This is a genomic window from Bradyrhizobium sp. B124 (genome assembly GCF_038967635.1).
Taxonomy (GTDB): domain Bacteria; phylum Pseudomonadota; class Alphaproteobacteria; order Rhizobiales; family Xanthobacteraceae; genus Bradyrhizobium.
On record NZ_CP152413.1, the window covers coordinates 712,563 to 724,817 of the forward strand.

Annotated in this window: 9 protein-coding genes; 6 read left to right on the forward strand and 3 right to left on the reverse strand. The window is 64.6% G+C overall.

Annotation, left to right across the window (positions count from 1 at the left end):
* The first annotated feature begins 227 nt into the window (after positions 1-227).
* Both AAFG13_RS03270 and AAFG13_RS03275 read left to right on the forward strand, forming a co-directional pair.
* Positions 228-3,947: a DUF3971 domain-containing protein gene (locus AAFG13_RS03270; RefSeq protein WP_342711109.1), complete on the forward strand. Its 3,720-nt coding sequence runs from the start codon at positions 228-230 to the stop codon at positions 3,945-3,947.
* 222 nt (positions 3,948-4,169) lie between these two features.
* Complete coding sequence (locus AAFG13_RS03275) at positions 4,170-5,924, forward strand: hypothetical protein (RefSeq protein WP_212317506.1); 1,755 nt, start codon at positions 4,170-4,172, stop codon at positions 5,922-5,924.
* A 144-nt stretch (positions 5,925-6,068) separates the two neighbouring features.
* Here the strand turns inward: AAFG13_RS03275 and AAFG13_RS03280 are convergent, their stop codons facing one another.
* Positions 6,069-6,614: a hypothetical protein gene (locus AAFG13_RS03280; RefSeq protein ID WP_342711110.1), complete on the reverse strand. Its 546-nt coding sequence runs from the start codon at positions 6,612-6,614 to the stop codon at positions 6,069-6,071.
* 132 nt (positions 6,615-6,746) lie between these two features.
* On the opposite strand from AAFG13_RS03280, the gene AAFG13_RS03285 reads away from it, so the two are divergent.
* On the forward strand, positions 6,747-7,151 hold the full coding sequence (locus tag AAFG13_RS03285) for a hypothetical protein (protein ID WP_212317504.1): 405 nt from the start codon (positions 6,747-6,749) through the stop codon (positions 7,149-7,151).
* A gap of 128 nt (positions 7,152-7,279) precedes the next feature.
* On the opposite strand, the gene AAFG13_RS03290 is transcribed toward AAFG13_RS03285, so the two are convergent.
* Both AAFG13_RS03290 and tyrS read right to left on the reverse strand, forming a co-directional pair.
* Positions 7,280-8,527, reverse strand: coding sequence for an MFS transporter (locus tag AAFG13_RS03290; protein WP_342713538.1), 1,248 nt, complete (start codon positions 8,525-8,527; stop codon positions 7,280-7,282).
* 56 nt (positions 8,528-8,583) lie between these two features.
* Positions 8,584-9,837: a tyrosine--tRNA ligase gene (tyrS, locus tag AAFG13_RS03295; RefSeq protein ID WP_212317503.1), complete on the reverse strand. Its 1,254-nt coding sequence runs from the start codon at positions 9,835-9,837 to the stop codon at positions 8,584-8,586.
* Positions 9,838-9,990: 153 nt separating this feature from the next.
* Here tyrS and AAFG13_RS03300 point away from each other — a divergent pair, with 153 nt between their 5' ends.
* The 3 genes from AAFG13_RS03300 (at position 9,991) to AAFG13_RS03310 (ending at position 12,187) form a co-directional block, all read left to right on the forward strand.
* Positions 9,991-11,094: an anhydro-N-acetylmuramic acid kinase gene (locus AAFG13_RS03300; RefSeq protein ID WP_342711111.1), complete on the forward strand. Its 1,104-nt coding sequence runs from the start codon at positions 9,991-9,993 to the stop codon at positions 11,092-11,094.
* An 82-nt stretch (positions 11,095-11,176) separates the two neighbouring features.
* Positions 11,177-11,854 carry a glutathione S-transferase family protein gene (locus AAFG13_RS03305; protein WP_342711112.1) on the forward strand — a complete coding sequence of 226 codons (678 nt, stop codon included), beginning with the start codon at positions 11,177-11,179 and terminating at the stop codon, positions 11,852-11,854.
* Positions 11,855-11,857: 3 nt separating this feature from the next.
* Positions 11,858-12,187: a multidrug efflux SMR transporter gene (locus AAFG13_RS03310; RefSeq protein ID WP_212317498.1), complete on the forward strand. Its 330-nt coding sequence runs from the start codon at positions 11,858-11,860 to the stop codon at positions 12,185-12,187.
* Positions 12,188-12,255 lie beyond the last annotated feature (68 nt).

The following is a 12,255-nucleotide window of genomic DNA, read 5'->3' on the forward strand; positions in this document are numbered from 1 at the left end:
ACGCCTTCCTTTCGTCGCTTTCCGAAGCTCAACCATTGGGGTATTGCGGGTCTCATTCGCAGCGGCCGGATTCGCATCGGCCGCTGGGCAAGTTTGATGGCCACGGAGTATGGTGACAAGGAATTCGACGCGTTACCCGTCCGCTTGCTGAATTGGCTTTCGATTGGTTGGTTTGGTCCGTTCCGGGGCCATCGGCGAGCAACATGATTAGGCGAGGATAGGCGGCGATGCCGGCAAGGGAGCGCTCGATAACAGTCGACGGGCGCCCCGATGGCGGTGATCAGCTTCGCCGTCAGCACCGAGAGGCAATGGCAAGGAACACGTCGCCGCAGGGTCCAAATCCGCGCGCCGGGACCGACTTCTCGCAACGGGAAGACGACGCCGCGTGGGACGAGCAGGATGAGGCGGCGGGCAACCGTGCGCGGCAATTGCTGGCGCGTTCCAACACCAACCTGCATCGTTTCACCGATTTCTGCTCCGGCATGCAGCGCTGGCTGCATGGCGAGCGCTGGATTCGGCGCATCGGACTGGTGCTCGTGGTGCTGGTCGTGATGTTCGCGACCTGCTTCGGCGCATTGTGGTGGCGGCTCGGCGCCGGTCCGATCAATCTCGATTTGGCGACGCCATGGCTTGCCGCGGCGATCGAGGAGAATATCGGTCACGGCAACACGGTTGAGGTCGGCGGAACGCAGATCGAGCGCGCCGGCCGGGTCAGGATCGCGGTGCGCATCCGTGACATCATCGTCCGCGACCGCGACCACGCGGTCGTTGCCAGCGCGCCGAAAGCCGAAGTGCGCTTGTCCGGAACGGCATTGCTGATGGGCCAGTTGCGGGCGGAGAGCCTCAATCTGGTCGATGCGGAACTGTCGGTGCGCATCACCCCCGACGGCAATGTCACGGTCTCCGCCGGCGACACCGCAAAGCCGCTCGCCACCGGCGTTGCATCCAAGCGGGATGCTGGGCTGCCGCCGACATTCCCGCGGCCGGCGACCGCTGCGCCGCCGCCGCCGGTTGCCTTGCCTCCAGTTGCCTTGCCTCCGGTTGCCTCCGGGCCCGCGGCGGCCGCACCCGATTCGGCCCAGAGCGGGCTGCTCGCCGGCCTCGACTGGCTCGACAGCCTCAGCATGACCGGCCTCGACGGTCAGAACCTCAACGAGATCGGCCTGAAGAACGGCAATCTCGTCGTCGACGACCAGCAGCGCGGCAACAAATGGAGCTTTGAGAATATCAGCCTGAGCCTGCGGCGCCCGAGCGGCGGCGGGGTTGCGCTCAGCTTCGGCGAGGACGGCGCAAAGCCCTGGTCGGTGCGCGTCCTGGTTGGACCGCAGCAGAATGGCGTGCGCTCGGTCGACGTCAAGGCCGACAAGGTTTCCACCCGCAACATCCTGCTCGCGATGCGGACCAAGGATCTCACCTACACCGCCGACCTGCCGCTGTCGGGCGAGATGAAGGGCGAACTCGGCCGCGACGGCCTGCCGACCTATTTCCGCGGCAAGATCAATGTCGGTGCCGGCAACATCATCGACACCGACACGCCCGACTACCCGATGCCGGTCGATTCGGCCGAGATGAGCGTCGAATGGGATTCGGGGCGCCGCGTGCTGCTGGCGCCGATCAAGATCGTCTCGGGCGCCAACCGCATCACGCTGCTCGGCCATCTCGAGCCGCCGAACGACAACGTCACCGATTGGCAGGCGGGCCTGTCCGGCGGCACCATCGTGCTCGCCGGCGCCGACAAGAATGAACCGCCGCTGATCTTCAATCGCATCAATGTCGGCTTCCGGTTCGATACCGAGAAGAAGCGGGTGCTGCTGACTCAGGCCGATATCAGCAATGGCGAGATCGGTGTCGCCGGTACCGGCAGCATCGACTATTCCGGCGAGCCGCGGCTGCAACTCGGCTTCGCCGGCACCCCGATGTCGGCCTCCGCGCTGAAGCGGATGTGGCCGATCATCATCGTGCCCGAGGTGCGCGAATGGGTGCTCGAGCGGATCGACCGCGGCACGCTGCAGCGCATCGACGTCGGCGTCAACTCGCCGGTACATAATCTGTCGCGCAAGGGACCGCCGATCCCGGATGACGGCCTCTCGGTCAACATCGTCGCTTCGGGTGTAACGGTGCGTCCGGTGGATCAGATGCCCGCGGTGCATGACGCGGATCTGAAAGCGAGGGTGACCGGCCGCACCGCGACCGTGACCATCAACCAGGGCATCGCCGACACGCCGGCCGGCCGCAAGATCACGCTGTCGGATTTCAGCTTCGAGGTGCCGGACATGGCGCCGAAGCCGTCGCCGTCGAAGGTCAAGTTCCGGGTCGACTGTCCGGTGCCGGCCGCCGCCGAAATCCTCGCATCCGACCGGCTCAGCGATCTCTCCGGTCCGCCGATCGATCCCAACGCCAGCAAGGGCAACGTCACGGCCACGATCAATCTCGGCATGCCGGTGACGGGCGGGCTAACCAAGGCGGACACGCAATATTCCGTCACCGCAGACATCTCCGGCGTTGCCGTCGACAAGCTGGTCATGAACCAGAAGCTCGAGGCCAACACGCTGAAGGTGATTGCGAGCAACGCCGGCTTCCAGGTCAAGGGCGACGTCAAGATCAACGGGCAGGCGGCCTCGCTCGACTACCGCAAGCCGGCCGACGGCGATGCCGACGTCAAGCTGCAGGCGACGCTGGACGACGCGAGCCGCGCACGGCTCGGGCTTGATCTCGGCCCCGCGGTGTCAGGCGCGATCCCGATCAAGCTGAGCGGCAAGATCGGCAGTGGCGACAATCCCACCACCAAGATGGGCGTCGAGGCCGACCTGACCCAGCTCAAGCTCGACAACATCCTGCCGGGCTGGGTCAAGGCGCAGGGCAGGGCCGGCAAGGCGACCTTCAACGTGGTGCCGAAGGGGCAGTCGACGCGCTTCGAGGACATCTCGATCGAAGGCAGCGGCGTCTCGATCAAGGGCGCGCTCGAGGTCGACCAGAACGGCGACCTGATGAATGCGAACTTCCCGACCTATGCGCCGTCGGACGGCGACAAGACATCGCTGCGGGCCGATCGCGGTCCCGACGGCGTGATCAAGGTGACGATGCGCGGCGACGTGTTCGATGGCCGCGGCTTCCTGAAATCGGCGATCTCCGGCCGCGATAGCGATCCCAAGAGCAAGACCAAGACCACCGATTTCGATGTCGATCTGAAGCTCGGCGCGGTGGCCGGGTTCAACGGCGAGGCGCTGCGCGGTGTCGACGCCAAGATCTCGCGGCGCAACGGGTTCTTCAAGGCGTTCACGCTGAGCGGCAGGGTCGGCCGCGATACCCCCGTCAGCGTCGATATGCGCGGCCGCCAGCAGGGCCGCGAGGTGATCTACCTGCAAACCGGCGACGCCGGCGCGTTCCTGCGCTTCATCGACACCTATTCGAAGGTGGTCGGCGGCCAGCTCACGCTGGCGATGGAGCCGCCGATCCCCGAGCCGAGCCCGAGGGAAGGACTCATCAACATCACCGGCTTCTCGGTGAAGGGCGAAACGCAGCTCGACCGCGCCGTCGCCGGCGGGCCGGTCAGCACCCAGAACGGCATCGGGTTCGACGCGCTGCGCGCCGAGTTCACGCGCCAGAGCGGCCAGCTTTCGATCCGCAACGGCGTGGTGAAGGGGCCGAGCATCGGCGCAACCATCGAAGGCAGCATCGACTATCTCGGCAATCAGGTGCGGATGAACGGCACCTTCATTCCGATGTACGGCTTGAACAACATGTTCGGCCAGATCCCGTTCTTCGGGATTTTCCTCGGCGCCGGCAGCAATGAAGGTCTGATCGGCGTGACCTATGAAGTGGTCGGCACGCCGAGCCAGCCGGTGCTGCGCGTCAACCCGATCTCGGCATTGGCGCCCGGCCTGACGCGAAAGATCTTCGAGTTCAAGCAATACGGCCCGAACGATCTGCCGACGACGAACAATTAGCGCGTCAGCAGATTCCCTCGGCGGCAGCCGAGGGCCCGGACGAGATTGCCGGACCTAACCGACCGGATCATCCATCGTGACGAGTGTGAGGCCGCAGTGGACGTGCGGTCGATTGTCGCACGCCCGTAACAGTCCACCCGCAGATTGCGCGCGCCGGCCGCCGCCATGGCGGGCGGCTACGCCCCTCGTTTTCTGAGAAAATCTTACATTGGGAGAAAAGCAATGATCGCCAAAGGATTGCGCCCGCCTGTGGGGCTTCCGCTGTCTCGGCCGGTTTTTGCGTTGACGCTGCTCGCCTCCACGGCGCTCGCCAGCAGTCTTGCGCACGCCGACGGCGACGACGTTCATTTCCGGCCCGGTCATCTGTTGTTGAGCCGTGCGGTGTTCGTCAACAACGCCGTCACCATCACGCCCGGCGTGACACAATTGCCGCCGAACTGCGTGTCGCCCAATTGCGTGACCGCCACGGCGGACGGCACCTATCCCACGGTGTTCAACAACGACGGGGTCGACGGCTCGTTCGGCCTGACTGCGAAGATCCTGCTCGACGAACTGCGTCTCGACGGCAGACATGTGCAGTCGCTCGAGGTGCCGAACAGCGCCCAGCGCGGCATCTCCCAAAACAAGGACCAGATGGTCACCAGCTTCTCGTCAAAATCCGAGCTGGCGCTCAATCTGTCGCTCGATCATCGCAGCGTGACCTTCATGGGCTATCTCGCTCCGATCGGCGCCATCGACGTATCGAACTCCAACACCCCTGACGTCATCGATCCGACCAACCCGGTGCCCGGCACCTATTATCGCCTGGTCGCTGAAGTCGACGAGAACGGTCGCTTCCACTTCACCAAGGTGAACGGCTATAGCGGCAACAACGGCCGCGCTGCGGTGTTCAACGATCGGCATGGCGCCGGTGTGTTCTACACCGCCGGCAACGCGGGCAATGGCGGCAACCCGCAGCCCGCCGGGGTCATCACGGGCGCCGGCATGCAGATCGCGCGAGAGGCCGACGCGCCGCTCGCTCGCCAGGCGGATCCGGGCGGACCTTTCCCGCTCGGCAGCTTCAACATCACGGAGCTCGGCCAGAAGGCCGACAAGATCGGCAAGGACACTAATTTCCGCGGTCTCACCGTGTTCAACAACGTGATCTACACGACCAAGGGCAGCGGCGGTAACGGCATCAACACCGTCTACTTCATCGACACCACCGGCAACGCCGCCAACGGCAGCCCGAAGGCGTGCCCGAATGGAGTCGGCCTGCCGGTTCCGTCTGCGTCGCTGCCGACGACGCAGATCTTCTACGATGGCTCGAAGTTGGCGGGGCAGGGCGTCACGCCGTATAACATGTGCGTGCTGAGCGGTTTCCCGACTGCGCTCAAGAGCACGACCGCGTTCCCGTTCGGCATCTGGTTCGCCGACGCGAACACGCTCTACGTCGCCGACGAAGGCAACGGCACCGCGACGTTCGACCCGGCATCGAACAGCTATACCGCTGCCAAGGCGCAGACATCAGCCGGATTGCAGAAGTGGGTGTTCGACAGCACGGCCGGCGCGTGGAAGCAGGCCTACACCTTGCAGGCGGGACTTGACCTCGGTGTCCCCTACACGGTGCAGGGCTATCCAACCGGCAACAATGCCGCGACCGGCAAGCCGTGGTCGCCGGCGACCGACGGGCTGCGCAACATCACCGGCCGGGTCAATCGCGACGGCAGCGTGTCGATCTGGGCGATCACCTCCACGGTGAGCGGCAGCGGCGACCAGGGTGCCGATCCGAACAAGCTCGTGATGATCACGGACAAGCTTTCCGCGGCGACGCTGCCGGCCGGCGAGCGTTTTGTCACGCTGCGGACCGCGAACTCTGGCGAGGCGCTGCGCGGCGTGTCGTTCACGCCGGGCACCGGCGATGGCCGTGAAGAGGCCCATGACCGCGGCTCCTGCGGCCGCGACCACCGCGGCGACGATTGCCGCGACATCGACTGAGCGAAAGACATCGTAGCCTTCGGCCTCTCCCCATGTGCCTGTGGGGAGAGGCCGTCGACTAGCCAAATTCATGAGCCCTCGGCTCAGCGCCGCAGCGCCGGCACCACCAGGAACGGGATCAGTCCGGCGGACCCGCTTCAGATATCAGGGCTGAGTTGATTCCGGACCAATACCGGGAAGGCGGCACTCACGGGCCCCGAACTCGTTTTTGAAGCACTTTGTACCATCATGAATGGCTACGTGTTTTGCGAAAAATTCTTTGGACCAGTCGCGCATGTCGGCCTTCTGGATTGCTTCCAACATGATCCCGCGCTGAGGATCGTCTCGAAGCGTTCCGAGAACGATTCCCCGCCCGACGCCAATGTGAGCGCAGCTATTGGTGTACACGAATAGCTTGAGATACTTGGCATCGATTGATCCCTTGATCACTCGATCCACTCGCGCTTTCATTAGTGTGATAGTTGAGAAAGTACTGTCATGCGCGTAGCTCACATTATCCGTTGCGTCATAGATGGTCGCTTCGATGACAGCCGGTGCGTCGATGTCGGTCGGGACATGCTCGAAGAGGATGCCTATTAATGATGCTGGCGTACCCGGCAACACACAGGCCACTGCGCTAGTGCAAGCAGCGCAATATGCAATCAAACAGACAGCCCATGTACGCATATCGGCAAGCCAGTTGTTGATCATCGCGCGACGATGCCAATTCTCTGCAATGTCGGCAACGGGTCAACTACGGGCGCGGCGTCTCGGAAAATTTTAGCTGAGGGGTTTACGGGCGTTTCAGTTGAGCGCCGTAGAACAGCAACCCGGGAGGACGCTATGCAGGCTCTTGTCTGGAACATCCTTATCGGCGCGCCGCTCGTCGGTTCGCTCATCCTGTTCGTCTTTCTGATGTACCTGCCTGGCATTGCTCCCCGCTACGCTCTGCCGACAGCGCTCGGACTCGTGGCCATAGCTCTCGCAATCGCGGCCATGCGCAACCGCCTGACGATCGGGTCGTGGACTCGGACGGTCACGCCGGCGCAGCGCCAACTGATGGACGCTCGCATCAGGCGATCCACAGAACTCCGCCCGGTGCTGTTCGTCGCTCTCCTCCCGGTCGTGTTCGTCTTGGTCAGCTTAGGATACGGCAAGGGAGCAGTCATGATTGCATCGCTTATTTGCGGCGTAATCTTCGCGTGGTGCAGTCTTTACCTGTACAGGCTTTCGCGCAGGTCGAGCTAGCTAACACCGGCCCGAGGTCCGCCACGGGTCACAAGGCGACAATAAAAAGCCCGGACGCGCTGTGTACATCCGACGGCGCGTCCGGGCATGAACCGGCGTAGTTCGCGCTATGAAGCCAATAACCTTCGTCAGCGCCGCAGCGCCGGTACCACCAGGAACGGGATCAGGCCGAGCACCACGTTGACGAGCGCGAAGGCGATCAGCGGATTGTAGCTGTGGGTCCAGTCATGGATCAGGCCGCCGCCCCAGGAGCCGAGCGCCGAGCCGAGGCCGCTGCCGATCATGATCGTCCCGTAGATCGTGCCGACGCGCTCGCCGCGGAAGATTTTCAGCGCGGTCGCGGTGATCAGCGGGCCGCGCGAGCCGATCATGCTGCCGAAGCAGGTCACAAATCCGGTCAGCAGCCAGTAGTTCGGATACCACTGCAACAGCCAGAGCAGGATGATGCCGAGGATCGAGACGCCGTAGCTGAACAGCACCGAGGGCCGGCGGCCGATGATGCCGTCGAGCGTGGACACGCCGAGCATGCCGACGAACAGCGCGACGCCGGAGAAGCCCCAAGCGGTCGCGGCCTGCAGCGGCGGGAAGCCGACATCGATCAGGTAGGCGACGATCTGCGCCGTGAGGGCATACATCGCAATCGCGGTGAAGAAGAAGGTCGAGAACAGCGCCCAGAAGGCGTGATGGCGCATCGCGGCAAGCAACGTCCAGCCTTCTTCGGCGAGGCCGGCTTGCGCCTTCCTGACGATGTGCGGCGATCCGCCGGCGAGCAGCCGCCACGGCAGGAAGACGAGCGGGACAAGCAGGCAGAGCGCACTGACGCCGAACACCTGATAGGCCTCGCGCCAGCCGATCCGGTCGATCAGCACCTGCGACAGCGGCAGCAGCACCAGGAGGCCCGCGCCGGTCGCCGAATACATGACGGCCATCGCGGTCGGCAGTCGCGGCCCGAACCAGCGGCCGAGCAGGATCGAGTTCGAGACGTTACCAATCAAGGCGGTGCCGAAGCCGACGCAGAGGCCGACGCTGAGCTGGAATTGCCAGAGCGCTTGCGCGCGTGAGGCGATCAGGAATGCGCAACCGAGCAGCGACAGGCCGAGCGCATAGACCACGCGCGGACCCGAGCGATCGAACAGGCGTCCGACCAGGGGCGCGGTGAGGCCGCTGGCGAGCCAGGTCAGCGAATAGACCGACACGACGGAGGCGCGGTCCCAGCCGAAATTTTCCGAGATCGGTTTGAGAAAGACCGTGAAGCTGTCGCTAAGGCCGCGTCCGAGCACCGACAGCACGAAGCAGAGCGCGAGCACGTTCAGTGCGACGCGCGACTGTTTCGCCGGCGTTGCAAGCGTGTCGTTCGGCGGCGTGTTTTGGTCCATCGACAAGGAGGGAGCGCGCTTTCGGCACCCCCTGCAACCGACAAATACGAATGCGCCTATGCAGGCTTCAGCAGGACGTGGCGCTTCTTGCCGAGCGACAACTTGACGACGCCTTCCGGCGTCAGATTGGCCGGCGTCAGCAGCATCTTCTCGTCAGTGACGGCCACGTCGTTGACGCGCAGGCCGCCGCCCTTGATCTGCCGGCGTGCTTCGCCGTTGGACGCGACGAGCTCGGCCTTGACGAAGGCGGCGAGCACGCCGACGCCGGCTTCGAATTCGCCGCGCGGAATTTCCACGGTCGGCAAGGTTTCCGCCAGCGCGCCTTCCTCGAAGGTGCGGCGCGCGGTCTCGGCAGCCTCGTTCGCCGCATCGCGGCCATGGAGCAGGGCGGTTGCCTCGGTCGCCAGCACCTTCTTGGCTTCGTTGATCTCGCTGCCACCGAGCGCTGCAAGCTTGCCGATCTCGCTCATCGGCAGGATCGTGAACAGCTTGAGGAATTTGACGACGTCGGCATCCTCGACGTTGCGCCAGTACTGCCAGAAATCATACGGCGAGAACTGGTCGGCGTTGAGCCACACCGCGCCCTTGGCGGTCTTGCCCATCTTGTCGCCGGAAGCGGTGGTCAGCAGCGGCGTGGTCAGCGCGTACAGTTGCGGCGAGCCCATGCGGCGGCCGAGATCGACGCCGTTGACGATGTTGCCCCACTGGTCGGAGCCGCCCATCTGCAGGCGGCAGCCGGCACGGCGCGACAGCTCGACGAAGTCGTAGGCCTGGCAGACCATGTAGTTGAATTCGATGAAGCTCATCTCCTGCTCGCGCTCGAGCCGGAGCCGCACCGAATCCATCGTCAGCATGCGATTGACCGAGAAGTGCCGGCCGATGTCGCGCAGCATCTCGATCCAGTTCAATTTGGTCAGCCACTCGGCGTTATCGAGCATGATGGCATCGGAAGGCCCGTCGCCGTAGCGCAGCACCTTGGCGAACACGCCGCGGATGCTCGCCTTGTTGGATTCAATCTCCGCGACGGTGCGCATCGCGCGCGTCTCGTCCTTGCCGGAGGGGTCGCCGACCATCGTGGTGCCGCCGCCCATCAATGTTATCGGCTTGTTGCCGCTCTGTTGCAGCCAGTACAGCATCATCATGGTGAGGAAGTTGCCGATGTGCAGCGACGGCGCGGTGCAGTCGTAGCCGACATAGGCGGTCGCCTCGCCCTTCGCGGCGAGCGCGTCGAGGCCCTCGAAATCGGAGCACTGGTGGACGAAGCCGCGTTCCTGTAGAGTGTTCAGGAAATCCGATTTAAATGCAGTCATTTGTCGGCGAGCCAGATCATTCTTGTTTTACGGTTTTTGCATCTATTTGCGGAACCCTGACGCTTGAGGCTGCCGCAGGCGGACGCGCAGTGGCATTATAGGATGTACTTGTTTGAGACAAGCCGGGGGGTTCCCGGCTGGGGCGCTTCCAAGATGATGTTAACGGCACTCGGTCTGATGAGCGGGACCTCGCTCGACGGGGTCGACGTGGCACTGATCGAGACCGATGGCCGCCAGATCAAGGCCTTCGGACCTACGGGCTATCGACCCTATACCGACAGCGAGCGCAGCCTGCTGCGCCAGGCGCTGACCGAGGCCGTTCATCTGTCGCGGCGCGACGCCAGGCCGGGGATCCTGCGGCAGGCCGAGCAGGCCGTCACGACAGCCCATGCCGAGGCGGTCGCCAGCTTCACGGCGCAGACCCGGATCTCCGCCCAGGACATCGATATCGTCGGGTTCCATGGCCAGACCGTGCTGCATCGCCCGGAGCGGAAGTTGACGGTGCAGATCGGCGATGCCCTGGCGCTCGCCAAAGCGATCCACATTCCGGTGATGCATGATTTCCGTGCCGCCGACGTCGAGGCCGGCGGGCAGGGCGCGCCGCTCGTGCCGGTCTACCACCGCGCGCTGGCGCAATCGCTGAACCGCGAGGGGCCGATCGTCGTGGTCAATATCGGCGGCGTCTCCAACATCACCTATATCGACGGTACGGATACGCTGATCGCCTGCGACACCGGGCCCGGCAACGCGCTGCTCGACGACTTCATGTTCCGCCAGATGCATCAGCCGTTCGACACCGCCGGCAAGTTCGCCGCGCTGGGCAAACCGGACGAAGCCTGGATCGCACAGGCGCTCAGGCTGCCCTTCTTCTCGGTTCCGCCGCCGAAATCGCTCGACCGCAACGACTTTGCCAGCCTGAAGCTCGGTGCCGTGGCGCCGGCCGATGGCGCGGCGACGCTGACCGCTTTCACGGCGGCTGCGATCGCCCGCGTGGTGCCGCTGCTGCCGAAACGCCCCAAGAGCTGGATCATCTGCGGCGGCGGCGCCTCCAACCTCACCATGATGAGGATGCTGCGCGAGCGCCTGGCACCGGCAACCGTCGAGCCCGCCGAGGCGCTCGGCTGGGCGGCGGATGCGATCGAGGCGCAAGCCTTCGGCTTCCTGGCCGCGCGCGGCATGAAGGGGCTGCCGCTGAGCTACCCCGCCACCACGGGGGTGCCGATCCCGATGACCGGGGGCATCATCGCGCGACCGTGATTTAGATGCAAATGCATCTACCTTGACAGTTCCATGCCGCAGCATTTAATTCGATGCAGTTGCATTGAACACGAGGTTCGTCATGGCCGCCCTGAAGCTGATCAGCCACAAGCTCTGTCCCTATGTGCAACGCGCGGTGATCGCGCTGCACGAGAAGGGCGTGCCGTTCGAGCGGATCGACATCGATCTCGCCAACAAGCCGGACTGGTTCCTGAAGATCTCGCCGCTCGGCAAGGTGCCGGTGCTGGTCGTGACCGGTGACGACGGCAAGGAGGTCGCGCTGTTCGAGAGCAACGTGATCTGCGAGTACATCGAGGAGACGCAAGGCGGCGCGAAGCTGCATCCCGAGAACGCGCTGACGCGCGCCGAGCATCGCGCCTGGATGGAGTTCGGCTCGGCCATTCTCGGCGATCTCTGGGGGCTCGAGACTGCGAGCGATGCCGCGACCTTCGAGAGCAAGCGGCAGGCGGTCGCGGCAAAGTTCGCGCGCGTGGAGGCTGCGCTCGGCGCGGGTCCGTTCTTCGCGGGCGACAGGTTCAGCCTGGTGGATGCGGTGTTCGCGCCGGTCTTCCGCTATTTCGATCTGTTCGACCAACTGACCGATCTTGCCGTGTTCACCCACACGCCAAAAGTTCGCGCGTGGCGTAGTGCGCTGGCGCAGCGGCCGAGCGTGCGCAGCGCCGTTTCACCTGATTATCCCGCGCTGCTGCATGCGTTCCTGGTCGGCCACCGCGCGCACATGCTGAAGCTTGCCGCGTAAGCCATGTCGCACTCCATTGCGTGGATCGCGCTGGTCGTCGCCGGTCTTCTCGACGTCGGCTGGGCCATCTCGATGAAATATGCCGAAGGCTATACGCGCCTCGGCTGGACGCTGGTCTCGCTGCTGCTGCTGGCCGCGTTCGTGTTCCTGCTCGGGCGCGCGTTGCAGGTGCTCGGCGTCGGCGTCGCCTACACGGTATGGACCGGCATCGGCGCGGTCGGCACGCTGACCATGGGCGTGCTGCTGTTCAACGAAGCCCTGAACCCGATGAAGGTCGCCGGGATCGCGTTCGTGCTGGTCGGCATCGCCGCGCTGAAATTCGCGCCGGAGTAAATCCGTAGCCCGGATGGAGCGACGCGCAATCCGGGATCAGTTGTGCCACTCGTGAGAGCTGTCCCGGA